This window comes from Legionella bozemanae (genome assembly GCF_900450575.1).
Taxonomy (GTDB): Bacteria; Pseudomonadota; Gammaproteobacteria; order Legionellales; family Legionellaceae; genus Legionella; species Legionella bozemanae.
On sequence record NZ_UGGY01000001.1, the window covers coordinates 2,449,781 to 2,475,524 of the forward strand.

A 25,744-nucleotide genomic window follows, 5' to 3' on the forward strand; every position below is an offset into this window, starting at 1 on the left:
TTATCGCTTAAACCATTGTTGTAATTTTTGACGTGTCTGTTTTCCTTTCCATTTCATACCTAATAAATTTATTACTAAAACAACACAAACCAAACCATAAGCCGGCCAGACATAAATTGAGTATCCACCCATTGTCAGCCACTCTAAAAATTGATTCATTTAAATTCCCCTTCAAATTGAATCTTGACCCAAGCTTGCCTCTTTTCCCTAAGCAATAATTCTTGACGTGCTTTCTCTAAAATAATCCACAAACAGTATAAAAAAAATCCAGCTATGGTTAACAATAAAGGATATAACATGCTTCCATCAATCTTGGGCTTGGCAAAGACTGACAAAGTAGAGCCTTGATGCAAAGTATTCCACCAATAGACTGAATAATGAATAATTGGTAAATCAATAATTCCTACTAAAGTTAAGATAGCAATAATTTTATCTCCATTGTCTTTATTTTTTATTGCATAGTGGGTTGCCAAAATCGCAGCATAAAGCAATAAAAGAATTAATTCAGAAGTCAAACGAGCATCCCAAACCCACCAGGCACCCCACATGGGTTTACCCCAAATACTTCCAGTTACCAATGCAAGAAAAGCCATACTAAGGCCCACTTGAGCAACAATATTAATTAAAAGACCTGCTATCTTAATACGCCAAACCAAAAGCAATACAGCTAGAAAACCCATCCAGGCATAGAGCATCATGGACAAAAAAGCACTGGGTACATGCACGTAAATAATGCGGAATGCGTCACCTTGTTGATAATCAGGCGGGGTAAATGCCAATCCCCAAATTATACCAACAACTAAAGTAACTAAAGCACCCCCTGCCAAAATTGGAGTAAAGCGTCCAGTAAAATTATAAAAAAGCTTAGGCGAAGCCAGTTGGTATAATAATTTCCACATAGGAATAATTGAAATCAAAAAAAGCGGATTTTAACACGTATCCCCCTATTCGCAAAACCCGGAAGCACTTAAAGTCTGTTGTCATTTCCCGAGCTTGAGCCAAAATGGCCTGATTTTCGAGTATTAAAGCACAGCATACACGGAGTATGTGAGCATCGGAACGCAGAAAATCGGACCATTTTGACCAAGCTAGTAGAGATGGAAACAGACCTTATTCAACATGACTGATACGCATCACCCCGGCAATTGCATAGGGTAAAAATCCTGTAGCAACTACAGACATTGCAAGTAATAAAGCTAAATAGGCGCTAATTGGCAATCCTTGCATGGCTATATTTAAAGTGCCACTTCCAAAGATAAGTAAAGGCAGGGTTAGCGGTAATAAAATTAAAGCCATCAAAAGCCCCTTCTGGTTAACTCCAACTCCAAATGCAGCGGCCAAAGCACAAAGAAACAGTAACGCTGGGGTGCCACAAATTATAGTAAGTGCAAGCACCTCTGTTTCCCAAACGCTCAATGAAAATAATAAAGCAACCACAGGACATAAAATGAGTAAAGGCAATAAATTAAATAACCAATGAGCAATGATTTTTGCACCAACCAACAAGGGCAAAGATTGACCGGAAACAATCCATTGTTCGATGACACCATGTTCATAATCTTGTTGAAATAAGCGCTCTGAAGAGAGCAAAAAAGACAAGAGTATCGCCATCCAGACTAAACCAGGAACTATGGTTTTAAGCAATACAGCTTCCGGCTTTAGAGTCAGGGGAAACATAAAAATAAAAATTAAGAAAAATAGACATGAATTCACTAAAAAACGAATTTGACGCACCTGAATAAGCAATTCACGTTTGCATTGTTTGGCAAATAAGGAAAAGGAAGAAATCACAAACAATACTCCTCATAATCAGAGGGATTTAGCGGTAATTGCTGGTGAGAAGTTAATAAAACTGAGCCACCCTGTTTTCGATGAGCTGCTATTTTATCCATAATTAATGTAATAGCCTTATCATCTAACGCGATTAAAGGCTCATCAAGAAGCCATAATTTGACATTAGAGAACCACAAGCGCAGCAACCCTGCTTGTCTGCGTTGTCCGGCGGATAATAAGCTGCAAGGAACATCGAGGTGGTGTTCGAGTTTAAAAATTGAAGCAAGCTCTTCTAAGTTATTATGCACTTCTTTCTTTATACTGCGTGATGAGGAAGCATAATGAAGATCAAAAAAGCAATTCTCTTTTAAAGTTAAATTAGGGTTAATACCTGTTTTGTGACCTACGAAACATACTTGACGTTGATAAGCAGAGTGGTCCCTGGCTATATTTTGTCCAAAAAATTGAATTTCACCTTGAAGCGGATGATATAAACCGGCAATTAGTTTTAATAGGGTCGTCTTGCCTGCACCATTTCTACCCCGCAAATGAAGCAATCCTCCTGCGGGCAAATGAAAATTTACTTTATCTAATAAAGGTTGATCCTGATAATCAAAATCAAGGTTAATCACATCAAGCATAGGAAATGATACACTTCTTTGGTTAGTATTTAAGTAGCCTGGGTTCAGCGCAGCAGAATCTCCTATACATCCCTGAAAAATCAGCTCAGCTCTATTCCGACGTCCCGCGGACAAGCCGCGGGGCGTAGGCAGAGATATGGTTAAGAGACAGCTTCGCTGAATCCAGGCTACGCTTAATAAAGAAATAGTACTCGAACTAAAAAACAAAACAAGTTTTAATTCATTGCTAAACCCTTCTCAAATTCTAAATCACTTCTTCGCTCAGCAACCATTTCTCTAAATGCTTTTATCGAAGAGGTATCGCGATTAAAAAACCAAGTTGTAAATCCTTGACTTGTAGCGAGTACATTATGTTTCGGACTATTTTCTAACGTCCCTACTACGTTATCAATATTTTCTGAAGTGGCTTTTTCAAGTTGGCTTTTAAAATTTAACAAAATTCTGCTTTTTAAATAATCACCTTTGAGGCCTTTATACTCTCCACCTAATTTATTACCATCTGCATTGAAAATATGGAATCTATTTTCGGAGGGATCTCTTACTTCGGCTTCATAATGAGTACCTTGCAAATAAAGATTTGGTTTTATAATTTCACGAATCTTTTCAATCAAATCAGTACAAATTCCATTCATAGACAGAGCAATTAAACCCTGAGCTTGAAGAGGTATGCTGGAAGGAACTTTTAATAAATTTGGAGCCATTACGATAGCTAAATTTGCTGCGGGCATTTTTGCTTTAGGTTTTGCTGATACATTATTTAACAGAACAAGTAAACGAAAGGCAATTTTTTTATTGATATCTGAACCTTCATTGAATAGATGATTTCTTAGGTCATTATATTCACTTGTTGCTTTATCGAAGGACGCTCCCCTTTCCTTTTGAGTTGCATGTATTTGTTCTTGAGCTTTTTTTAAATTATCAAATTTCTCATAGCTAAATAAAGGCTCTCCTATATTTTGCAATTCGCGTATTACTGCTTTAAGTAAAGCTGCTTGCTCAAGCTGTGTCAGGGTAGCAAAATCCATCTTGCCTTTCTGAATTTCAGCGATTTTAGAATCCATAAGAGGTTTGCCTCCAGATATTCTAAAAATTCCTTCGGACGCATCTTTTTCTATCGACTTACCCAAAATGCTAATTAGAATAAGTGCAGCATACTGCAAGTTCTGAATTTTTTTTGCCTTAATTTTTCATTTGATGGCATAAATAATACTCCTATTTTTTACAACTAATTTTCTTTCTACTTAATTGGGCTCTTGCGAACTGCCTTATTGATCGCCATAATTTGTTTTTATTTTTTTTAAGGTTAGCAATGGAATTTTTAAGTCAATACGGTATGTTTCTTTTAAAGTCAGTAACAATAGTTATTGCCTGCCTAGTCGTAGTTGCAGGTTTTTTTTCTATGAGCCGTAAACCAAAGCCTAAACTGGAGGTTACATCTCTAAATAAACATTATGATCATATCATATCCATAATGAACAAAGAAGTTCTTGGCAAAAAAACACCCAAAAAGAAAAAAAATAAAGAAGAACAACCCACGCTTTATGTTATTGATTTTCACGGCGATATTAGAGCCTCTCAGGTAGAACAACTTAGGGATGAAGTAACTGCAATTCTTTGTACTGCAAAGCCTAGAGATGAAGTTTTAGTTCGCCTGGATAGTCCTGGAGGTATAGTTAATAGTTATGGGCTGGCTGCTTCACAGCTTCAACGTATTCGTGATAAAAATATTCCTTTGACTGTAAGTATCGATAAAATGGCTGCCAGTGGCGGTTACTTAATGGCCTGTGTAGCCAATCAAATCATTGCTGCTCCTTTTGCAATTATTGGCTCTATAGGTGTAGTAGCCCAAATCCCTAATTTTCATCGTTGGCTTAAAAAACACGATATTGATGTGGAACTATTAACCGCTGGAGAATATAAACGCACTCTAACACTTTTAGGTGAGAATACTGAAAAAGGTAGAAAAAAAGCTCAGGATGATCTGGAAAAGATACATGCTGCTTTTAGAAATTATGTAGCGGAACATCGAGAACAACTCAATATAGATCAAGTTTCTACAGGAGAGCACTGGTTAGCCAAAGATGCCTTTGATCTGAATCTCGTAGATAAATTATGCACAAGTGATGACTATATAATAGAAAAAATTGCACGCTATAAAACATTCAAACTAACCGTTCCATCCAAAACATCTCTAGCCAATAAATTACTTAAGCCAGCGATGCGGTTTATGCACCCATGGGGTTAACACATCAAATTCAGCAGGTGAATTAAAACGATGAATAATAAAAAACCTTAATATTCAAAATACTGGGCTGAGCGGATGAATTTTAGATAATGGTGTATAATTAACTTATATTACAAAATGGAGTGAGCCATGAGTGACTTTAAATCGAAACTACCCGATCTCAAAGAGTTAGCTTCAATGACAAGCAAGTTATTTACAGATATTAAAAAGAGCGTTGGTGAAATCGTTCATAACTATAAAGAAAATAGAGCACAACAAGCAGAAGAAGCAGAACAAACAAAGGTAGAACCAGCTGAAGAAGCCAAACCCCAAAAACCTGTGGAGGAAAATAAAGCGGCTGCTGAACCGGCTAAACCTAGCGAACCTATTGAAACCATTGAGACTACTGAAGTTGTTGAAACTATTGAAATAGTTGAACCTAAAGAATCAAAAAAGAATCAGAAGAAGAATCAAAAACTGATAACACCAAACAATAAATATTTTATCTGATTACGTTACGCCTGAGTGAAACAACTGTCTCTTAGTCACAAGTCAAGATTGTTGGGGAAAAGTCAGATTTGAGTCCAGATTGAGTGAAAGTGGTTCTCAAAAAGCGCAGCATAGATAACTATGTGAGCATTTGTTGAGACTATTTCACCCAAGATGTACCAAATATGGCTTTTCGGTGAGTTGTGTAGAAGATTCAGATGAAACACAGTGGAACCCGGGACTTATATGTATAGTCCTGGCCTATTTTAAATATCTGAATTACCTTTTGCTCAAACCCGCTCAGGGCGAGTAAGCCCGTATTTGCGCATTTTTTCAACCAGAGTGGTACGTCTCATATTTAAATAGCTTGCAGCATGAGCCACTACCCAATCTGATTCATTTAATGCTTGACTAATCAGTGCTAACTCAGTTTTTACCAGATGTTCTTTTAAGTCTATGCCTTCTGCAGTGAAAATCTGCTCCGGATTCATCACCTCTAATAAAGCCTCTCGTTCAGAATTGGAAGTATCAGATTCTGCATATAGGGGGGCATATTCACCACGTATCTTTTGTGGTAAATCTTCTTTATTCAAAATTCCTTTAGGATACAAAATAGTGAGTCGTTCCACCAAATTAGCCAATTCTCTGATGTTACCTGGCCAACTGTACTGGCTTAATGCAGTCATCGCATCCGGCATTAAACGTACACTTGGCCTGTTTTCGCTCTCAATGCGTGCGATCAATTCGTTAAATAACAGAGGAATATCCTCTGTCCGCTCTCTTAAAGGAGGCATTTCTATAGGAAATACATTAAGCCTATAAAATAAATCCTCCCTAAATTTTCCTTCCTTAATCGCTTCTTCCAAATTTCTATGTGTCGCGGCAATAATTCTTACATTCACATCGATGCTTTTATTAGATCCCACCCGCTCAAAACAACGTTCTTGCAACACTCTTAATAATTTTACCTGCATGGGCAAAGGCATATCCCCTATTTCATCAAGAAATAAAGTCCCTCCGTTTGCTAATTCAAATCGTCCTTGTCGCGAAGTAATTGCACCAGTGAATGCACCTTTTTCATGGCCAAATAATTCACTTTCAAGCAATTCTCCTGGAATAGCGCCACAATTAATTGGAATAAAAGGTTTCATACCTCTTGATGACAGAGCATGGATATTACGTGCGACTACTTCTTTACCTGTTCCAGATTCCCCAAGGATTAAAACACTTGCTTCAGTATCAGAAACTTGCTCTATTAATCGACGAACATTCCGAATGCTGGCACTGTTACCCACCAAGCTACGTAATAAAGGATTTTTATGATTGCTAATCATAATGGATTTTACTGCTTCTTTAGCAATTTGACATTGATGCAAAGATTCCATTATTTGAGCATAAGTAAATGGAAATGGCTGGCAAGAAACAACATTGCGCAATAGGCATTGGGTATTATTTAATTTTTGACCAACCATAATAATTGGAACTTTAGCAAACTTGTTTACCAAAGAATCCAACTCATTTATAGTTTCCTGAATTGATTCACTTGCACCAAGAAGAATAACATCGGGACTTATATCAGCAAGGCGCCACGCGCTATACTTACTGACTTCAGTAGATTCACCGATAAAATCCAGTATTGTGCACAACTTGCCGCAACGACTTTCATTATTATCAATGATAAGAACCTTGTCATTAATACTCATAAACTTATCCTTAAGTTTTATATACTTGCCACCATCATTCTCTCCCTTAAATCGAGGAAAGATTTCAATAATTAACCTATCGATAACACACGATTAATCGAAAAGCATTACACTGATTCCCGAAACACAATTCCTGGCTACCAATTGTTTTAGTCGCACTTACCTGGGTTTCTTTCACAAAATACTTAGCCTGCATAAATCCCATGCGATTGCAAAAAGAATTAGCTGCCCGTGAACCACAACCTTGCTTGTGGTCATAACACCAATCCACACGATAATCGTTAAAACGAGGGGCGGCAAAACGCTTTTCCCGATAGTGGTAAGGTTTTGGAGGGGTATGAGATAAGTCCGTAGCGCAAACAATAGTCATAAATCCGTTGCAACGCCAGCCCTTGCAGCTTTGACTGGTTGATAAATAATGTGTTAACCCGATATTGTAGGCTATTTCATTATCGCTGGAATAATCATAACCTAGCATTTGGCAATAATGATCTGCTACGATTTTGCCACATTCCTTACCATCTACGGTACAATAATCCAGACGCTCCCCTAGATAAGTAGGATGCCAGAAGTTTCGAAAAGCTTTATTGTGCTTTTCAGTTGTATTTGCTTGGCCCGAAAAGGAACAAAATAAAAAAACTAAAAACATAAAGTAACTAAAATTGATCATTAAAACAATCCTTTAGCGATTATCAAATCATGTTAGCCTATGACGCCTACTGGTACAAGAGTAACATAAGGTAAATCACTATTGATTTATTAAATGTAGCACATCTAGCTTCATTCATTTTTAAATAATAGTTATTTTTTTATGGTTAATCTGATAAAATAATGACCATGAAAAATTTTTTTATTTTTATTGCGATACTTCTTGTACTGCTCCCATATACTACAATGAGCAACAAAAACGTTGTTTCTAATCCTGTTACAACTACAGTTGCGGGATCTACAAATCAATGTTTACAAAAATCTCCTATTTCTACATCTATTCGCTGTAATTTTAGCCAAACATATGTAATACCAACTGAATTGAGCTTATCAAAAACCTCTTCACTTATTGGTTTGTTCTCCTTTTCTCTATATCTTTTATCTCTCTGCTCTGGATTTAAAACACGAATCTATAAGCCACCACGCTCATTTTCTAATAGTTAACCCCTCTGTTTTTAAATACTGATGCTGATGATTTCTTAATCATTAGCCGGTTATATTATTGGAGAATTTTTATGAAAAATTTATTTAAAGCCATTTTATTAATTATGGTAATTTCTTATTGTCCTACATCTTTATGGGCATCAACCGATAACGTAAATCATATTGAAAAGAATTATTTTCAATTTGCCATCCCTGAATATCATACAAGCAGACAATCAGGACAAACAGTTACTATTTATGTACGCTATGCTTACAAGAAAAAATTACCAAATAGTGAATATCCTGACTATCGGGTATTACGTACGGCTGTTTTAAAGTATATGGAGCCTACAGTGGAATTTCCTGCAGAAGTATTTTGGGAAATTCTCGCTACTGCAATGGGGAGAGATTTAATAAAAAACTACCCACTAGATGGTGTCAGTATTCAACTGGATGTTCTGGATAACCCAAATCCAAACAGCTTTGAGCCAGGTGATCATGGACCTACATTTACTGTAGGTGACATAGAGCCTTTAGATGTACATCACTAGCTGGATAATTAACGTAGCCCGGGTGGATTGAGCATCAGAAAGGCTTAGCATTCACTCAGGCTACATTTTTTAATTTTTAGCCAGGCTCTGTTGCCATGAGGTATCGTCATGGTTTCATTATCCTTTTTCTATGTGCCGCGTACAAGCCCTGAGCGATCCCCGCGAAATTTACCCTCTACGTACCGCACATAAAGCGCAGTACGTAGAGGGTTGAATATAGTTCATTTAAAAATATAAAGTGACATTCAAGTTTCGCGTGTTCTCTCAGGGACAAGCCGCGGGACGTAGTAATAAAATAGAGTATTTATGGGGTTCTTAGCAAAAAACTGACGAGCTCTCAGGCTTACATGCTGATGTATGTTGGTTTTCTCAGCGTATTTTTTCGTTCAAGATGAGCCAAATATAGCGTTCCAGAGACCCTAAATAGGATTATCACTATCGATAAATAGATGCTCTAACTCAAATTGAGAAGCAAGATGCTTACCTAAAGCCTGAATACCGTAACGCTCCGTTGCATGATGTCCACAAGAATAATAATGAACTCCTAATTCCTTTGCTTGATAATAAGTTCGTTCGGATATTTCCCCACTTATATAAGCATCGACACCTAAACGAAATGCGTCCTCGATAAAATCCTGGGCGCCCCCACTGCACCAGGCAATATGCGTGATCGGCTTTTCACTGCCTGAGATGAATAAAGGGGTGCGTCTTAATTTTTTTGTTAAATACTCAGTAAATTCTGCATGTTTCATCGTTTGAGCTAACTTTCCTGACCACAGTAGATTATCAGTACCACCTGCTCTATGCATGTGTACCATATCCACTTCAAATAATTTGGCCAGGCAGGCATTATTTCCAAGATCAGGATGACAATCCAAAGGAAGATGGTAGGCAAATAAATTTAATTTATTGCATAACAAATTATAAATTCGTTGCCGTTTCATTCCTGTAATCACTGGCGCTTCACCACGCCAAAAATAACCATGATGAACGAGTAATGCATCTGCGTTCCATGCAATAGCTTGAGAAATTGCGTCCTCAGATGCAGTGACTGCAGTGCAAATTCGACTAATCTGTTCTTTGCCTTCAACTTGCATTCCGTTAGGAGCATAATCATTGTATCGTTCACAGCCTAACAATTGATGCAGGTATAACGACAGTTCTTCTTTAGTAATCACCGGTCAGAAACTCGCTTGATGTCAGCACCCAATAAAGATAATTTTTCTTCTATGCGTTCATATCCTCTATCTACATGATAGATACGCTCAACCGATGTTTCACCTTCTGCAACTAATCCAGCTAAAATCAAACTGGCTGAAGCACGTAAATCTGTTGCCATAACAGGGGCGCCGTTTAATTTTTCAACGCCATTAATTATTGCTGTGTTTCCATTAAGTTGAATCTGCGCCCCCATGCGTTGCAACTCCTGCACATGCATAAAACGATTTTCAAATATAGTTTCAACGATAGTTGAAGAACCAACTGCTACTGAGTTCATTGCCATAAATTGAGCTTGCATGTCTGTTGCAAAAGCTGGGTACGGTGCTGTAGAAATATTTACTGCCTGAGGGCGTTGATTGTGCATATTAAGACTAACCCAATCCTCCCCTATGGTTAATTCCGCACCTGCTTCTTCAAACTTACATAGCTGTGATAGTAAAGTATCAGGTCGTACTCTTTTTACAGTAACATGGCCTCGTGTTAGGGCCCCAGCAGCAAGATAAGTTCCTGCTTCAATTCGGTCAGACATAACAGAATAAGTCCCGCCTGAAAGAGATTCCACACCTTCAACCTCAATTATTGAAGTTCCAGCACCAGAAATCTTTGCCCCCATTTGAATTAGAAAATTGGCTAAATCCACTACTTCAGGTTCACGGGCTGCATTTTTAATAATTGTTGTACCTTCAGCAAGAGTAGCTGCCATGAGTACATTTTCAGTACCCGTCACAGTGACTGTATCAAACATCAAACGCTTTCCTTGCAAACGGCCACGTTTACAACGGGCATTGATGTAGCCATTTTTGACTGTGATATCTGCACCCATAGTCTTCAACGCTTTTAAATGCAAATCGACGGGTCTTGTCCCAATAGCACAACCTCCGGGCAAAGATACATCTGCCTTACCAAACCGAGCAAGCAAAGGCCCTAAAACTAAAATCGAAGCGCGCATGGTTTTAACTAAATCATAAGGAGCAACAAACTCATTAACTTGATTCGCATCGACCTGGACATTCATTTTCTCGTCAACAATTAATTGCGCACCTAATTGACCGAGTAATTCCATCATGGTAGTTATGTCTTTGAGATGAGGCACATTGGAAATGGTGACATGATCTCTTGCAAGTAAACTTGCAGCCATAATGGGTAAAGCAGCATTTTTTGCTCCTGAAATAACTACTTCACCATTGAGTGCCTTACCACCATTTATTAATAATTTATCCATTTTGCGTTCCCCATTCTTCTTTTGTCCACGTCTTCATGCTAATTGCGTGAAGCTTACCAGTGGTAATTAACTCTTTCAGTTGCGCATAGACCCACTGCTGTCTGGCTACCTTGGATTTATTTAAAAAGACATCACTTACTACAGTTATCTGATATTGATAACCATCCCCCTCCACTTTGATGTAAAAAACATCATCAATGGCTTTAAACTTTTGTTCTATTTCTTCATTACTTATCATTAAAATTAGCTCACAAATTGAAATAAATACAACTTTTGACAACAAATACATTTAGGGTGAAAGCACCAGCATTTCCCAAGGTCTGTTATCCCAATAAAAAAAGAAAACCCGGGTTATGGCTCGCACCTTCACCCAGGCTACAATTTATAATCCTAAAAAAAGTAACCACTCTCCAAAAATTGGAAATTCCTCTTAGAAAAATTATAAAAAAATTATACGGCCTCCAAAATTCGTTTCACGCCACAAAATTCAGCTAAAGATTGCGTTTCATCAGGTATTCCAATGATTTCAAAAAATTTATTATTTTTTTTACATAACTTTCTAGCCTCGATAAGTAATGCTAAACCTGCACTATCACAATGTTTCACGTCACTTAAATCCAGACTGAATCGGTCACTTTTATCCTCCATCAAAGCCTCATAGAGCTTTGCTCGCACTGCAACAACTGACTTAAATGTAAGATCAATACCCGGTTTAAAACAAACGTGATTCACCATTAGGAAGCCCTTTTAAGTTGCTTTTTTTCCATTAACTTGATGACCTCATCAATACTGGAGTTTTGTAAGGCTGCAGCGAATTGCGACCTGAAACTTTGCAACAAACTTACTCCTTCAACGCTGATATCATAAATCTTCCACTGACCATTTTGGGCAACAAGGCTATAAGATAATGGAATATTTTGACCTTCGGCCCGAACAATAATGCTGTTAACTCGCAAAAATCGGGAATTCAGAGAGCCTCTTAAAGGCAGGAATTGTATGCTTTCATTGGTATATTGTGCCAAAGGGCTAGAATAAGTACGGATCACCAAACGTGTAAACGCTTTGGAAAATTGCGCTCTTTGTGAATTTGTTGCTTTACTCCATGCTTGCCTTCCCAAAACAGAACGTGACATACCTGCTACATCAACAATAGGAAGTAAATTGGTTTCTACAGCCTGATAAACAATATTGGGATTGCTTTTTAAATTGGCTTTATTTTCTTTTAGGGTCGCAATGATATTATTGGCTGTTTGCTCTAACATAGGTATAGGAGAGTTTTGCGAGGCATTTATCATGGGAGATAAAATCACACTGGCAACGAATAAAATTGTTTTTATTATTCTCATGTTCTGACCTTATTTTTTAATGTTAAATAGTAGTTGACCAATTAAATTTTCAAGAATAATTGCTTCTTGAGTCTTTCCAATCACATCTCCATTTCGCAAATAAGGATGGTCTTTGTCGTCATCATCCTCAAAACCCGGGACAATACTAATATAATTGGAACCAAGTAACCCTTCTGTCAAAATTCGCGCTGAAGCATCTTCATAAGGTATTTTCTTATCACTACGCAAGCGCATAGTTACCTTTGCATTAAGTTCTCCTGGCTGCAAATCAATATGAGTTACTTCCCCAATTTTAACCCCCGCCACGGTAACAGGTGCCCGCACTTTCAATCCACCAATATCGGTAAAATCAGCAGTTACCTCATAACTGTCATGAGACATAAGGCCAGAAAAACTACTCACTTTCATCGTCATGACCAACAAAGCCAATATACCAAGCAACATAAATAGGCCAACACTGAAATCTACATAACGTTGCTTACTCATTTACCAATCTCCAATCATCATTGCGGTCAACAAAAAATCCAGTCCTAATACAGCAAGCGATGAATAAACTACTGTTTTAGTCGTCGCCTGACTAATACCTTCTGCAGTAGGCACACATTCAAACCCCTGGAATACAGAAATCCAGGTTACAACAAAAGCAAAAACTAAACTTTTAATGATACCACTGAGTACATCAATACGGAAATCCACTGCTGCTTGCATATTGGACCAAAAACTTCCAGCATCCACACCTAACCAGTGAACACCGATAAAATAACCTCCAAAAATAGCTACAGCAGAAAAAATTAACGCCAAAAGAGGTAAGGTAATAAAACCCGCTATAAAACGAGGATAAATAACCCTGCCTAAAGGGTCAACTCCCATCATATCCATACTGGATAACTGTTCTGTTGCTTTCATCAAACCAATTTCAGCAGTTAAAGCTGAGCCCGCACGCCCAGCAAACAATAAGGCACTAATTACCGGTCCAAGTTCTCTTGAGATACTCAAGGCCAATAATTGACCTAATTGACTTGATGCACCAAATTTTTGCAAAGTATTATAACCCTGCAAACCCACAACCATACCAATAAATAAAGCAGAAACAACGATAATCAAACACGACAAAACACCAACAAAATGGATTTGATAACGCAGCAAAGGCCAAAGCTTTGCAATGCCTGGTCGTCTAAACAACATGAAGAACAGAAATAACCCGGAATTTCCCAGGTTTTGCAAAACCCGCGAACTACGGTTACCAATACGCATGATGAACTCAAGCATCTAATAGCTCCTCTATATACGATCTGGCTGGATAATGAAAAGGAACAACTCCATCTGCTTCTCCATGCATAAACTGTTTGATCTGAGGTTCAGATGTTTGAATAAGCTCCTCGGGAGTTCCTTGCCCTATGATGTGTCCACCAGAAATAAGGTAAATATAATCTGCTATAGAACAGGTTTCTTCGACATCATGTGAGACAATGATTGTTGTGGTATGCAATAATTCATTTAACCTTTTGATTAAACGAACTAAAACACCTAGAGAAATCGGATCCTGTCCTGTAAATGGTTCATCATACATCATAAGCTCTGGATCCAGTGCTATAGTACGAGCTAAAGCAACTCGCCTGGCCATTCCGCCTGACAATTGGGCAGGCATAAGAGCAGCAGCCCCCCGCAATCCAACCGCTTCAAGTTTCATCAATACGATGTCACGCAACATCGATTCATTTAATTGAGTATGTTCTCGCAAAGGGAATGCCACATTATCAAACACGGAAAGATGAGTGAATAAAGCAGAACTTTGAAAAAGCAAACCCATGTTGCGTCTGGCCTCATACAAAGCTCTACGAGATAATAGATGCATGTTTTGACCATTGACGTGGATAAAACCACTGTCAGGCCTTAGCTGAGCACCAATTAACTGCAATAAAGTGGTCTTTCCAGAACCACTAGGCCCCATAATTGCGGTAATCTTACCTCGCTTAACCACCATATCAATGCCGTTGAAAATGCGACGGCTTTCACGAGTGAAGACTAAATTTTTTATTTCAACCCAATTTTCAGGCATATTCTCTTTTCCGGTTATAGCCAAAAGTAGAAGTATACCCCGGATCGAAAAAAAAAATGAGGTGTTTAATCCTATTTATTCAAATGTTTTTTTGTTAGAATGAAAAATAAACAAAAAACATCCAATAGACTATGAATTTCTGTACACTTGGACTTGCTGTCATTGAAACTGAAGCACAAGCTGTCTTTGAATTAACCCAGCGAATCGATAGCCGATTTGAAAAAGCCTGTGAATTGTTGCTTGCCTGTAAAGGACGGATCGTCGTAACTGGCATGGGAAAATCGGGTCATATAGCGAACAAAATTGCTGCTACCTTATCAAGTACAGGCAGTCCCTCATTTTTTATGCATCCAGGTGAAGCAAGCCATGGAGATCTAGGAATGATTACCCGACAAGATACCGTAATTGCTATTTCTCACTCGGGCAACACATTAGAATTAGTCACGTTACTTCCTTTATTAAAACGATTGGAAGTCCCTCTGATTACCTTAACTGGAAACTCTGAATCGACTTTAGCGAAAGCAGCAGATGTTAATTTAGATGTCAGTATTAAACAGGAAGCATGTCCACTTGGTCTTGCGCCAACAACCAGTACTACTGTTGCCTTGGTTATGGGCGATGCACTGGCAATTGCACTTTTGCAGGCCAGAGGCTTTAGTGAGGAAGACTTCGCCTTGTCGCATCCTGGAGGATCTCTGGGTAAACGACTTTTACTGCGCATAGACGATCTCTGCCATCAAGGAACACAACTTCCACTTGTACATGAAAATGCAACAGTAAGTGAAGCACTCATTGAAGTAACGGATAAAAAATTGGGCATGACCTGCGTTATCGATCACAAGGGGTATCTTGTTGGAATCTATACAGATGGAGATGTTCGACGGACTCTGACACGTCAGTATGATATTAATACGACTCCAATAAAAGAAGTCATGACGCGCAATGCCCGCACAATCCCTAAGGGAATGCTTGCTGCCGAAGCTTTAGCCATTATGCAAAAACACAGCATCACTTCATTAATTGTCATCGATGAAGAAAAACGTCCGGAAGCTGTTCTTCATCTTCATGACTTATTAAAAGCAGGTGTTTTTTAAATGAATAAATTAATTGAACGAGCCAAAAGTATTAAATGCCTTATCTGTGATTTGGATGGGGTTCTTACTGATGGCCTCTTGTATATTGATAATCATTTTAATGAATTGAAAACATTCCATATTCACGATGGGGTAGGCTTAAAATTACTCATGGCTGCTGGAATTGAGGTGGCCGTTATTACTGGTTCGCGCAATGCTGTAGTGGATCACAGGATGCAACAATTAGGTATTATTCATTATTATAAAGATCAACTGGATAAACAGGAGACATATAATCAGCTGAAAAATAAATTAAATCTTCAGGATGAACATTTTGCTTATATTGGTGATGATATTCCTGATGCTCCAATTATGCAGCAAGTCGGCCTTAGCGTTGCAGTTGCCAATGCAGTATACCAAATTAAAGAAATTGCTGTGTGGCAAACGTCTCTACCAGGCGGTCGTGGTGCGGTACGTGAGTTATGCGACCTTATTCTTAATGCACAAAACAAGATGGATTTAGCTATCGCAGGTTATCTAAAATAATGAATGCAACAAAACAATTCATGTGGCTTTTTTTTACTTTGATTCTCCTGGCATGTTCAGGATGGTATTATAGCCACTCAAGAACATTAATTCGCCTGGATAGTGAAACCTTGGCGAATTCAGTGGATACTACTATTTCTAACGTTATAGTTCGTCAGTTTAATCAACAAGGAATGCTCGCCAATAAGCTTACCTCCCCCTTCATGCAGCATATTCAAAAAGATAATGTCTATTTATTTCAAAATCCGCATATTGTTGTAAGTCAGGAAGAGCAACCTCCCTGGGATATTCGCTCAATAAAAGCCAAATCATTTGAAGGCGGAAAACAAATCACCTTTACAGGCAATGTTATTGTACGCCAGAAAAAAGGAAATAACTCAGAAGAAAGTACATTAAAAACAGAAGAAGTAACCTACTACCCTAAGGAAAAGAAAGCAAGTTCCGATGTGCTTGTAACGTACGAACAACCAGGTAATATTATTCAATCAACCGGAATGAATGCTTATCTCGATGAGAAAAGAGTTGAATTATTACACCAAGCACGAGGAAGTTATGTTCCAGCGAATGGTTAACTACAGTCTGTTCTTTCTTTTAATGTTCACTTCTTGTTCCTACGCGCTTACAGAAGATAAAGAAAAAGTAATGCATGTGATGGCAGACTCAGCTGATCTCAGTCAACAGGAGCATAAAGGGATTTATACTGGCAATGTTGAATTGGTACAAGGTACAACAAATCTGCAAGCCGCTAAAGCAATAACTCTGGGAAATAAAAAAAATCAGCTTGAGGTTGCTATAGCTACCGGAACTTCTGAGAAACAAGCGCATTATTGGACAATAACCGATCCCAATAAACCTCCAGTGCATGCCTATGCAGACACCATTCGTTATTATCCACTGCGTCATTTAATTGAATTAATTGGAAATGCTCGAGTAGAACAAGGAAAAAACTCTTTTTCTGCTGCAAAAATAAGCTATGATACTGAAAAACAACACGTTCTGTCTCAAGGTAATGGCAATAAAAGAATAATTATTATTTATCATCCAGAAAAGAAACCATCATGAGCATCCTGGAAGCGCGAAATCTAAAAAAATCGTTTAAATCACGAACTGTGGTTAATGGCATCAGCATCCATATTAAAAAAGGTGAGTGTGTTGGCTTGTTAGGGCCTAATGGAGCAGGAAAAACAACCTGTTTTTATATGATAGTGGGTTTGCAATCATGCGATGAAGGTCAAATTTTCTTGTCCAACCAAGATATAACAACACATGCTATGCATCAAAGAGCACGCTTGGGAATTAGCTATCTTCCTCAGGAAGCCTCTGTTTTTCGTAAACTCACTGTGGCAGAAAATATCATGGCCATTTTAGAACTTAGGGCTGATTTAAACGAACAAGCCCGAGAAGAAAAACTGGATCTGTTGCTGCAAGAATTTCATATTTCACATCTTCATAAAAGTCTGGGTATGTCCTTATCCGGGGGAGAAAGACGACGTGTTGAGATTGCAAGAGCTCTTGCAATAGAGCCATCTTTTATCCTGCTTGATGAGCCTTTTGCTGGGGTTGATCCAATTTCGGTCATTGATATCAAAAAAATCATCCAACATTTATGTAATAAAGGCATTGGTGTTTTAATTACTGATCATAATGTAAGAGAAACCCTGGATATCTGCGAACGGGCCTATATTGTTAGCCAAGGAAAAATATTGTGCGAAGGAACCCCTAATATTATACTGGCCAACCAACAAGTAAGGGCTGTTTATTTAGGCGAAGAATTCACTTTGTAATAGTGTTGCCTGGGTGCAATTGGTACTTAATATTTTGATTTAACATGCTACTCATTATTGATAATTACGACTCATTTACCTACAACCTGGTTCAATATTTCCAATGCCTCAATCAGGAAGTATGTGTTTATACCCATGATCAAATCACTGTGGACCAAATAAAAAAACTTGCTCCCAAATACTTGGTCATCTCACCAGGACCGAAAGCTCCTGATGATGCAGGTATTTCTATGGAGGCTATCCGTACCTTTTATCGTACCATTCCTATATTAGGTATTTGTCTTGGACACCAAAGTATTGCCCAAGTCTTTGGCGGTCGAATAATTCCGGCTCCGGAAATCATGCATGGAAAAACGTCGACCATAGAACATAATCAACAAGGAATTTTTAAAAATATTCCGAACTATTTCAAAGCAACTCGTTATCATTCCTTGGCAGTAGATAAAAATAGTCTTACAGAATGTTTTTCTATCGATGCATGGGTGTATGATACAATTATGGCAATTTCGCATCGTCATTACCCTGTTTTTGGTCTACAATTCCATCCAGAAGCAATATTAAGCCAATATGGACTGCAATTATTAGAGAATTTCTTAAAATATGAAACCCAATCTTCTGTTTGAGCATCTCATCGCGAAAAAAAATTTAAATCCAGAACAAATGCAAGCAGTGATTCATGCCTGTATGTCAGGTCAATATAATGACGTACAAATCGCTACTTTTTTAGCGCTCATGCGTATGAAAGGTGAAACAACCGATGAATTAATTGCCGCCGCGGAAGTGATGCAGCAATTGGCCCATCCCATAGAATTAGGTACTAATCTAATTGATATCGTTGGAACAGGCGGAGACGGTAAAAATACATTTAATGTATCAACAGCGTGTAGTTTTGTAGTTGCCGCAGCAGGATACCCAGTAGCAAAACATGGCAATCGTTCTGTCTCTAGCCGTAGTGGTAGCGCCGACTTATTAGAACAAGCAGGCTTTATATTAAATCTATCTGAGCAGCAAATAAAAACGTGTATACAACAATATGGCTTGGCATTTTTATTTGCTCCCCACTACCATCCAGCAATGCAATACGCACGAACAGCGCGACAACAACTCGGCATTCGAACCTTGTTCAATCTACTTGGCCCCTTAATTAATCCTGCCCGCGTAAAAAAACAAGTTGTTGGTGTATTTTCAACAGCTTGGCAAAAACCACTAGCTACAGTTCTTGCTCATTTAGGAAGTGAAAGAGCCTTGGTAGTAAGTTCCCAAGATGGCTTAGATGAGGTCAGTATTGCAGCACCTACAGATGTCATTGAGTATCGAGAAGGAACTTTTAATCACTGGGTAATTAATCCAGAAGACTATAACATCAAACATCACTCTTTAAATGAAGTGATTGTTGATTCACCAGCTCAAAGCTTAGAATTGATTCAAACAGTTTTTTCTGGAAAACAAGGTGCAGCACGTGACATGGTTTTATTGAATTCTGCTGCAGCAATTTACTGTGCTCATGGAGGTATTTCTTTTATACACGCATTAGAGCAGGCCAAGCTCGTTATAGATAACGGTAAAGCCACATATTGTTTTACTCAACTTAGCCAACTAACCCAAACTTTAAATAAAGAATCACATCATGAATAGTATGTTACAACGTATTGCCCAACGTAAGCAGGAAGAGGTTGCTCTCGCAAAGAAAAATAAACCTTTAAATGTGTTGGTACAACAACCCATCATGGATCGGCGTGATTTCATTGCCGCTCTGCAAACTAAGGAAACTCCAGCAATTATTGCAGAAATTAAACGAGCCTCTCCAAGTAAAGGATTGATTCGAGAGGATTTCAATGTGAGCGAGATCGCTTCAATTTATGGAAAACATGGTGCACGCTGCCTTTCAGTGCTTACTGATGTAAATTTTTTTCAGGGTCATCCTGATTATTTAGCCCAAGCAAAATTACATTGTAAATTACCTGTACTACGAAAAGATTTTATTCTTGATTCTTATCAAATTTATGAAAGCCTAGCACTAGGCGCAGACTGCATCTTACTTATAGTCGCCTTACTTGATGATGCGCAATTAGCAGATTTCTGTCAATTAGCACATGAGTTGGCTATGGCAGTACTTGTGGAAAGCCATAGTAAAGAAGAGCTAGAGCGCGCTTTACGGTTACCCACGCCTTTAATCGGCATTAATAATCGTAGCCTTCATACTTTTAAAACGGACATCCAACTCAGTATCCAGTTAAAACAATATACCCCCCAAGATAAAATAACCATTACTGAAAGTGGTATTAATACGCATTCAGATATAAATTTGATGCAATCTCATGGAATTAATACTTTTCTCATAGGAGAAAGTCTAATGAGAGCCAAAGATATAGGAAAAGCTCTAGATCAGCTTATAACTGGAGAGTAGCACAAATGTAATCGTGTTTTGTAGCCTGGGTGGAGGCGTAAGCCGTAACCCGGGTTTCTGGATATGAATGAACCTTTCGACCCCGGGTTACGCTGCGCTTCACCCAGGCTACGTAACTACTCCCAATTTGGCTCAGAGGGTTGTGATGGCTCAGGCTCAGGAGATCCAGGATCATCAGGCTCGTAAGGCTCTGGTTCTCTTGGATATTCGTCAGGCTCATCAGGATACTCATAAGGCTCTGGTATTTCGCCGCCGTTTTTCAAAATAACACCCTTATGTTGGTAAGATTTATAAAATTATAGCAAAAGGAAAGAAAATGAGAGTGGCTGTAATCACCGGCGCTGCAAATGGAATTGGCTTAGCTTTAAGCCAAGTCCATTTACAGCGTGGCAACATTGTAGTTATGGTAGATAAAGATGAAATGAAACTCAAGCAGGAAGCCGAACGATTATGGCCCCTCTTCCCAGAAAAGCTTCTGGAAGTCTCTTGTGACATAACACAACCTAATGACGTAGCACAATTGGCACAACGCGTTGAAAGCAAATTAGGACGTATTGATTGGATCTATAACAATGCAGGCATTATTGGTCAATTAGCTCCGCTATGGGACTTGAGTTCTGAACACATCCAAAAAGTCATGGAAGTTAATTTACATGGAATGATTCATATCATTCAAGCCTTTATTCCTTTCTTGTTTCAACAAACTTTTCATTCACATATTATTAATATAGCAAGCTTATATTCATTATGTACCGGTTCCCAAACTGCTTCTTATGCCATGTCAAAACATGGGGTACTTGCTTTGTCTGAATCATTGTTTTTTGATCTGGTACGCCTGAAAAAACCAGTAGATGTCTCAGTGGTATTCCCCTCTTTTACTGATACATCACTTTTATCTCATGCTCCCGATGTAAACTCGTCCTTTCATGAAGTGTTACAATCCCTTTTATCGCACTCACGCCCTGCCATGGATATTGCAGAACATATTGTTCATGAAGTGGAACAAAAGAAATTCTATATTTTTCCAGATAAAGAAGTAAAAGGATATTGTGAGGAACGTACCAAGGCAATGATTTTACAAGAAAACCCACATGTAACTAATATTGAAAAATTAATGGGTGCACTCATAAAACGACAGGAATCCAGGAATTAATAGCCAGCCTGGTGAGGTAAAGTAAAGTCTGATCTAATCGTTCCATAACAGGTCACGAGGAGATCTATCACATTATTTGGATACATTGTAGCCTAGGTGCAGCAGCGAAACCCGGGTTCCGCCGCGCTTGCACCCAGGCTACACCATACGGAGCATAGCTAGTTCTGTGGTTATTTTTCGGAGCGATTTTCGTTCAAAACCTAATGGGTTCTCTAAGCTTCCAGCATATCCAATAATTCTCGACGGAATTTATGATAATCAACCTCTACAGCATGTCGTGTATGTGATTTAAATCGGTAATGAGGCTTATTCATCTCCTCATATGCTTTTTCATGCAATTTATCAGGCCGTTTTAAAGTTCCCATAATGATGCGCGCTGCTATTTTTGACTGATAATCAGCAAGCGGCCAGATACATCCTTGAGGCTGGCACAAACCAATAAAATATAGGTTATCATAGTCTGGATGCATCATTTTTCGATAAAGAGGTATCTTTGTTGAATTACTGAAGTCAGCAATTTGCTTGTCAATAAACGGGAAACTTATTTTGTAGCCCGTAGCAAAAATCACTGTATCAAACTCTTCCGACTTACCGTGAGTAAAATGGACACGATTTCCTTCGAAATGAGTAATTCCCGGGCGGGGGAAAATTTCACCATGACGAATAAAATAAAGCAGCTCTGTATTAATCGTTGGGTGGATTTCTAAAGGGCCACAATCTGGTTTCATTAATTTATATTTGGCGTATCTACCCTGTAGGATTCGAGCAAAAAAGCTCAGAACCTTCTGTCTTAACCAAGAAGGCATCCACCTAATTTTTGCTACCGCATCATCTGTCGGCTTACCAAATACAAATTTAGGAAAAATATGATAACCTCTGCGCATACTGATGCACGTTTTCGAAGAAATACGCGCCACTTCTACAGCAATGTCACAAGCAGAGTTGCCACCTCCAACTACCAAAACACGTTGATCCTTAAAAACAGAAGCTTTTTTATATTGATGTGAGTGAAGCAACTTGCCAGAGAACTCACCTGGATATTCAGGCATAAAAGGATCCCAATGATGGCCATTAGCGACTAATAAATAATCAAAATATTCTTCATGGGTACCCAGATTATTTTCAAAAATGACTTTCCATTGATGCTGCTCAGTATGCTTTACTTGTAACACATTGGTGTTAAAACGGATGTATTTAGTTAAATCAAAATGACTCGCATAGCTTCTAAAATAATCTAAAACCAAAGTATGCGATGGATAATCAGGATAGTGCGCCGGCATAGGAAAATCTTCAAACTCCGACCAACGTTTTGAACTGATAATATGGGTCGTTTCATAAACACTGGAATGATTATTTTCTTCATCATATACCCAATTCCCACCGATCTGATTATTTTTTTCAAATACAGTGATATCTGTTACACCTTGCTCTTGTAAGTTTTTAATTGCAGCAAGTCCGCTTGGACCTGCTCCGATAACGCAGACACGAGGAAAATTTTCTTTACCCTTTTGCTTTATTTGCATTACTCAACACCTTTTTTACTTCTTCCATTATCATTGCTTGTACAACAGGCTCTTTATCAATAGTGAAATGATTTACTGTAACGCCTTTTATCGCAGCAACATTAATGTTGTCAATACGAGTTTGTTCCGGATTTACAGCTTTGAGCTTCAAACCACTAAACATGGGCACATACCCAGATTTGTAAAAGTTCATCGCATGTTTTACATTAGGAGGCACAATAGTTTGAGATACAGCATCAACAGTAACCAATAAGTCCACAGGAATACCGGCTTTATTTAAATTACGTGCAACCTTAATTTGTTCATTTGCACCTAAAGAATGTCCCACCAGAATAATAGGTCTATGCTGTTTATGTTTCTGATAATAAGTAACAATTTCACGAGTCACATTACCCGCGTTGTACCACATGTCACTGGGTGCTGCTACATTACACTCTTCTTCAACGGTATTGCTAAGTGTTCTCATCCCCGTGCTAAAAACCCCCAACCCGCCCAGCATAGTATGCACTTCGCCATGATAGAGCTGTGACTTGCTTTTTTTCACTGTCTTCGTTGCTTTTTTCGTTGCTTTCTGGGTTGCAGATTGATGAATCACAGACTGAGCTGTTTTAGGTATTGGCCTTTTCTCTGAAGCCCTACCACCTGACAGGTCGACACAACCAGTCACACTCATGGTTATGAGTAAAAACAAAAATGAGCTGAAAACACCTAATTTTTTATTTTGGAATGAGTTCATTTTATTTTTATTTATTATTTTTAAAGCGGGGATCATAGCTTATTCTGAGAAGGTTTGCCAAGATAGGCTCTTAGATGAAATGAAATTCTTTATCTCTATAAGTAAGTTATTAATTTTGATACTCTTCATGTGAAATACAAAACTTTATGCTTAAAATTTAAAATCTGTCATTGCAGGAGGACAATCACAATTGATTACAGAAAAAATGAACACAATCCTTACTGTCAGCCAGCTTAATCGACAGGTTAAAAGCTATCTTGAAAATGAGCTGGGTATGGTTCATGTCGAAGGAGAACTCTCTAATTTGAGTAAACCGATATCTGGGCATTTATATTTTACCTTGAAAGATACTCATGCCCAAATTCGCTGTGTTTACTTTAAAAATCGCCATACCAGTGCGCTTGCATATAAGCTATGCGACGGACAACATATAGTCGCCAGCGGAAGATTAAGTCTGTATGAAGCCCGTGGCGATTATCAATTAATCGTAGAACAAATGACCGAAGCAGGCTTAGGGGCGCTTTATCAGCGTTTTGAAGAGTTAAAAAATAAACTGGCTGCTGAAGGTTTATTTGATTCAATAAAAAAAAGACCAATTCCCGTCATGCCTCGTGCCATTGGAGTAATTACCTCAACCACTGGTGCGGCAATTCGCGATATATTATCCACTCTTGCACGACGATTTCCCTTGGCTAATGTCTTCATCTATCCAAGTGAGGTTCAAGGTGCGTCAGCAGCACCACAACTGATTAAGGCATTAAGACGTGCGAATTCAGAGAAACGCTGTGATGTGCTCCTGCTTGCGCGTGGAGGAGGAAGTATTGAAGATTTATGGGCATTTAATGATGAACAATTAGCACGTGACATTGCAAACAGCTCAATACCTATTGTATCAGGTGTAGGACACGAAACAGACTTTACAATTGCCGATTTTGTAGCGGATTACAGAGCAGAAACTCCTACAGCAGCGGCTGCTGCAGTGACCCCTGATTGTAATGAATTGTTGAAATTATTAAATCACTCCATCTCGCGTATGCATCAAGCAATGTACCGTTTTTTGCAAAAATACCAAATAAAATTACAGCACTTAATCGAGAAAATATCCTCACCGCAAAAGACCATTGCCAGTTACTGGCAAACTACCGATTACCTGGAGCGACAATTGATTGCTTGCATGAGCTACATCATAAAGCAAAAAAAACATCAACTTCATCTGTGCATCAACCATTTGAATTCTAAAAACCCAAAAACACAAATCAAGCAAACACTAATACTTTTACAAAAAATTTCAACGCAATTAATCCATCACATGCAAAATAAGATCAATCAACTCAAATATCAATTGAGAACACAATTATCCACCTTGCACGCAGTCAGTCCCTTAGCTACACTGGATAGAGGATATGCTATTGCAACGAAAAAATATAAGGTGTTGTTTTCCAGTAAACAAGTAAGGATTGGCGATACAATCGATGTACGATTGGCACAAGGCGATTTAACTTGTGAAATCACTCAAATACACGAGTAAAAAATGCTTGAAGAATTAAATAATAGCCTTAATTGGATTATAAGCCAGACAAAAAATAACATTCCCATTTTAGAAATTATTTTATTGATTATTTGGCTTTTCTTTTTTGCAAGTCTGTTTTTTAGAAAAATATTATTGTTGGGTATTATTCCACGGCGTGTCTATGGCTTGCCTGGCATTTTATTTGCCCCACTTTTACATGCGAATTTCAACCATATATTTTTTAACTCGATCCCTTTAGTAGTTTTAAGCAATTTCATTTTGATTAATGGACTGAGTTACTTTCTTGTCGTTACAATAATGATTACAGTTTTAAGCGGCATTGCTATCTGGTGTTTTGCCAAACCTGGTTTACACATAGGTGCCAGTGGTTTAATTACTGGCTACTGGGGTTTTTTAGTGAGTAATATTTATCAAAGCGGGACATTAACTACCATCATCTTAGGCATCATTTGTATTTATTATTTTGCTGGTATCTTCTTTGGTATTTTCCCCAAAGAAAAAGGAGTATCCTGGGAGGCGCATTTATTTGGTCTTTTAGCCGGTTTGGCTACAAGCTATCTATTTGCAATGTATCCTAATTACCTCCAGATAATTCAAATTCCATCTACTAATTTTTAAAATATTAGGATCT

At 38.3% G+C, this 25,744-nt stretch carries 32 protein-coding genes; 14 read left to right on the top strand and 18 right to left on the bottom strand.

The annotated features are described in order from the left end of the window. The 5 genes from ccmD to DY223_RS10705 all read right to left on the bottom strand — a co-directional run bounded on the left by ccmD (position 1) and on the right by DY223_RS10705 (position 3,574). Positions 1-159 carry a heme exporter protein CcmD gene (ccmD, locus tag DY223_RS10685; RefSeq protein WP_058458147.1) on the bottom strand — a complete coding sequence of 53 codons (159 nt, stop codon included), beginning with the start codon at positions 157-159 and terminating at the stop codon, positions 1-3. After that, a complete protein-coding gene (gene ccmC, locus DY223_RS10690) occupies positions 156-899 on the bottom strand; it encodes a heme ABC transporter permease CcmC (protein ID WP_058458187.1) in 744 nt (247 codons plus the stop codon). The genes ccmD and ccmC overlap by 4 nt, the downstream gene beginning before the upstream one ends. 211 nt (positions 900-1,110) lie before the next feature. Continuing rightward, the gene (gene ccmB / locus DY223_RS10695) at positions 1,111-1,791 is read right to left on the bottom strand and encodes a heme exporter protein CcmB (protein WP_058458148.1); all 681 of its coding nucleotides are present in this window, start codon (positions 1,789-1,791) and stop codon (positions 1,111-1,113) included. Continuing rightward, entirely contained in the window at positions 1,788-2,414 is a 627-nt protein-coding gene (ccmA, locus tag DY223_RS10700; protein WP_058458149.1) for a heme ABC exporter ATP-binding protein CcmA, read from the bottom strand. The genes ccmB and ccmA overlap by 4 nt, the downstream gene beginning before the upstream one ends. A 215-nt stretch (positions 2,415-2,629) precedes the next feature. Further along, positions 2,630-3,574, bottom strand: a complete 945-nt coding sequence (locus tag DY223_RS10705) for a RhoGAP domain-containing protein (RefSeq protein ID WP_064115084.1) — start codon at positions 3,572-3,574, stop codon at positions 2,630-2,632. Between the two features lie 149 nt (positions 3,575-3,723). Here DY223_RS10705 and sohB point away from each other — a divergent pair, with 149 nt between their 5' ends. Together sohB and DY223_RS10715 are read left to right on the top strand one after the other, a co-directional pair. Further along, complete coding sequence (sohB, locus tag DY223_RS10710) at positions 3,724-4,659, top strand: protease SohB (protein WP_058458151.1); 936 nt, start codon at positions 3,724-3,726, stop codon at positions 4,657-4,659. Positions 4,660-4,788: 129 nt separating this feature from the next. Beyond that, on the top strand, positions 4,789-5,148 hold the full coding sequence (locus tag DY223_RS10715; RefSeq protein ID WP_115684313.1) for a hypothetical protein: 360 nt from the start codon (positions 4,789-4,791) through the stop codon (positions 5,146-5,148). 269 nt (positions 5,149-5,417) lie between these two features. On the opposite strand, the gene DY223_RS10720 is transcribed toward DY223_RS10715, so the two are convergent. Together DY223_RS10720 and DY223_RS10725 are read right to left on the bottom strand one after the other, a co-directional pair. Then, positions 5,418-6,830, bottom strand: coding sequence for a sigma-54 dependent transcriptional regulator (locus DY223_RS10720; protein ID WP_058458153.1), 1,413 nt, complete (start codon positions 6,828-6,830; stop codon positions 5,418-5,420). 76 nt (positions 6,831-6,906) lie between these two features. Continuing rightward, on the bottom strand, positions 6,907-7,500 hold the full coding sequence (locus tag DY223_RS10725) for a hypothetical protein (protein WP_058458154.1): 594 nt from the start codon (positions 7,498-7,500) through the stop codon (positions 6,907-6,909). Between the two features lie 553 nt (positions 7,501-8,053). Here DY223_RS10725 and DY223_RS10730 point away from each other — a divergent pair. Beyond that, positions 8,054-8,512 carry a hypothetical protein gene (locus tag DY223_RS10730; protein ID WP_058458155.1) on the top strand — a complete coding sequence of 153 codons (459 nt, stop codon included), beginning with the start codon at positions 8,054-8,056 and terminating at the stop codon, positions 8,510-8,512. 419 nt (positions 8,513-8,931) lie between these two features. Here DY223_RS10730 and DY223_RS10735 read toward each other — a convergent pair whose 3' ends face one another. The 8 genes from DY223_RS10735 to DY223_RS10770 all read right to left on the bottom strand — a co-directional run bounded on the left by DY223_RS10735 (position 8,932) and on the right by DY223_RS10770 (position 14,360). After that, positions 8,932-9,690, bottom strand: coding sequence for a Nif3-like dinuclear metal center hexameric protein (locus DY223_RS10735; RefSeq protein ID WP_058458156.1), 759 nt, complete (start codon positions 9,688-9,690; stop codon positions 8,932-8,934). Further along, on the bottom strand, positions 9,687-10,955 hold the full coding sequence (gene murA / locus DY223_RS10740) for a UDP-N-acetylglucosamine 1-carboxyvinyltransferase (RefSeq protein WP_058458157.1): 1,269 nt from the start codon (positions 10,953-10,955) through the stop codon (positions 9,687-9,689). Before murA ends, DY223_RS10735 begins: the two co-directional genes overlap by 4 nt. Continuing rightward, positions 10,948-11,193, bottom strand: a complete 246-nt coding sequence (locus tag DY223_RS10745) for a BolA family protein (protein ID WP_058458158.1) — start codon at positions 11,191-11,193, stop codon at positions 10,948-10,950. Before DY223_RS10745 ends, murA begins: the two co-directional genes overlap by 8 nt. Positions 11,194-11,405: 212 nt before the next feature. Further along, on the bottom strand, positions 11,406-11,690 hold the full coding sequence (locus DY223_RS10750) for an STAS domain-containing protein (RefSeq protein ID WP_174223911.1): 285 nt from the start codon (positions 11,688-11,690) through the stop codon (positions 11,406-11,408). Further along, positions 11,690-12,301: an MlaC/ttg2D family ABC transporter substrate-binding protein gene (locus DY223_RS10755; RefSeq protein WP_058458159.1), complete on the bottom strand. Its 612-nt coding sequence runs from the start codon at positions 12,299-12,301 to the stop codon at positions 11,690-11,692. The genes DY223_RS10750 and DY223_RS10755 overlap by 1 nt, the downstream gene beginning before the upstream one ends. Before the next feature lie 9 nt (positions 12,302-12,310). After that, positions 12,311-12,787: an outer membrane lipid asymmetry maintenance protein MlaD gene (gene mlaD, locus DY223_RS10760; RefSeq protein WP_058458160.1), complete on the bottom strand. Its 477-nt coding sequence runs from the start codon at positions 12,785-12,787 to the stop codon at positions 12,311-12,313. Further along, on the bottom strand, positions 12,788-13,570 hold the full coding sequence (mlaE, locus tag DY223_RS10765) for a lipid asymmetry maintenance ABC transporter permease subunit MlaE (protein WP_058458161.1): 783 nt from the start codon (positions 13,568-13,570) through the stop codon (positions 12,788-12,790). Next, the gene (locus DY223_RS10770) at positions 13,563-14,360 is read right to left on the bottom strand and encodes an ATP-binding cassette domain-containing protein (RefSeq protein ID WP_058458162.1); all 798 of its coding nucleotides are present in this window, start codon (positions 14,358-14,360) and stop codon (positions 13,563-13,565) included. The genes mlaE and DY223_RS10770 overlap by 8 nt, the downstream gene beginning before the upstream one ends. Positions 14,361-14,491: 131 nt before the next feature. On the opposite strand from DY223_RS10770, the gene DY223_RS10775 reads away from it, so the two are divergent. From DY223_RS10775 to trpC, 8 genes are read left to right on the top strand one after another with little or no spacing between them, the layout of a single operon-like run. Further along, complete coding sequence (locus DY223_RS10775; RefSeq protein WP_058458163.1) at positions 14,492-15,454, top strand: KpsF/GutQ family sugar-phosphate isomerase; 963 nt, start codon at positions 14,492-14,494, stop codon at positions 15,452-15,454. Further along, positions 15,455-15,979: a KdsC family phosphatase gene (locus tag DY223_RS10780; RefSeq protein WP_058458164.1), complete on the top strand. Its 525-nt coding sequence runs from the start codon at positions 15,455-15,457 to the stop codon at positions 15,977-15,979. Then, positions 15,979-16,551 (top strand): LPS export ABC transporter periplasmic protein LptC, encoded by a 573-nt coding sequence (lptC, locus tag DY223_RS10785; protein WP_058458165.1) that lies wholly within the window; start codon positions 15,979-15,981, stop codon positions 16,549-16,551. Before DY223_RS10780 ends, lptC begins: the two co-directional genes overlap by 1 nt. Beyond that, a complete protein-coding gene (lptA, locus tag DY223_RS10790) occupies positions 16,532-17,041 on the top strand; it encodes a lipopolysaccharide transport periplasmic protein LptA (RefSeq protein ID WP_058458166.1) in 510 nt (169 codons plus the stop codon). Before lptC ends, lptA begins: the two co-directional genes overlap by 20 nt. After that, entirely contained in the window at positions 17,038-17,763 is a 726-nt protein-coding gene (lptB, locus tag DY223_RS10795; protein ID WP_058458167.1) for an LPS export ABC transporter ATP-binding protein, read from the top strand. The genes lptA and lptB overlap by 4 nt, the downstream gene beginning before the upstream one ends. 44 nt (positions 17,764-17,807) lie before the next feature. After that, positions 17,808-18,386, top strand: coding sequence for an anthranilate synthase component II (locus DY223_RS10800; protein WP_058458168.1), 579 nt, complete (start codon positions 17,808-17,810; stop codon positions 18,384-18,386). Beyond that, on the top strand, positions 18,364-19,398 hold the full coding sequence (gene trpD / locus DY223_RS10805) for an anthranilate phosphoribosyltransferase (protein ID WP_058458169.1): 1,035 nt from the start codon (positions 18,364-18,366) through the stop codon (positions 19,396-19,398). Before DY223_RS10800 ends, trpD begins: the two co-directional genes overlap by 23 nt. Continuing rightward, entirely contained in the window at positions 19,391-20,170 is a 780-nt protein-coding gene (gene trpC / locus DY223_RS10810) for an indole-3-glycerol phosphate synthase TrpC (RefSeq protein WP_058458170.1), read from the top strand. The genes trpD and trpC overlap by 8 nt, the downstream gene beginning before the upstream one ends. 116 nt (positions 20,171-20,286) lie before the next feature. Here the strand turns inward: trpC and DY223_RS19245 are convergent, their stop codons facing one another. Continuing rightward, on the bottom strand, positions 20,287-20,433 hold the full coding sequence (locus tag DY223_RS19245) for a hypothetical protein (RefSeq protein WP_165482498.1): 147 nt from the start codon (positions 20,431-20,433) through the stop codon (positions 20,287-20,289). A gap of 53 nt (positions 20,434-20,486) precedes the next feature. Here DY223_RS19245 and DY223_RS10815 point away from each other — a divergent pair, with 53 nt between their 5' ends. After that, complete coding sequence (locus DY223_RS10815; protein WP_058458171.1) at positions 20,487-21,323, top strand: SDR family NAD(P)-dependent oxidoreductase; 837 nt, start codon at positions 20,487-20,489, stop codon at positions 21,321-21,323. Positions 21,324-21,535: 212 nt separating this feature from the next. Here DY223_RS10815 and DY223_RS10820 read toward each other — a convergent pair whose 3' ends face one another. Next, a complete protein-coding gene (locus DY223_RS10820; protein ID WP_058458172.1) occupies positions 21,536-22,846 on the bottom strand; it encodes a flavin-containing monooxygenase in 1,311 nt (436 codons plus the stop codon). Then, the gene (locus DY223_RS10825; RefSeq protein WP_058458189.1) at positions 22,824-23,582 is read right to left on the bottom strand and encodes a thioesterase domain-containing protein; all 759 of its coding nucleotides are present in this window, start codon (positions 23,580-23,582) and stop codon (positions 22,824-22,826) included. Before DY223_RS10825 ends, DY223_RS10820 begins: the two co-directional genes overlap by 23 nt. A 205-nt stretch (positions 23,583-23,787) precedes the next feature. On the opposite strand from DY223_RS10825, the gene xseA reads away from it, so the two are divergent. Together xseA and DY223_RS10835 are read left to right on the top strand one after the other, a co-directional pair. Continuing rightward, the gene (gene xseA, locus DY223_RS10830) at positions 23,788-25,110 is read left to right on the top strand and encodes an exodeoxyribonuclease VII large subunit (RefSeq protein WP_058458173.1); all 1,323 of its coding nucleotides are present in this window, start codon (positions 23,788-23,790) and stop codon (positions 25,108-25,110) included. Positions 25,111-25,113: 3 nt separating this feature from the next. After that, positions 25,114-25,731, top strand: a complete 618-nt coding sequence (locus DY223_RS10835; RefSeq protein ID WP_058458174.1) for a rhomboid family intramembrane serine protease — start codon at positions 25,114-25,116, stop codon at positions 25,729-25,731. Positions 25,732-25,744: the final 13 nt, after the last annotated feature.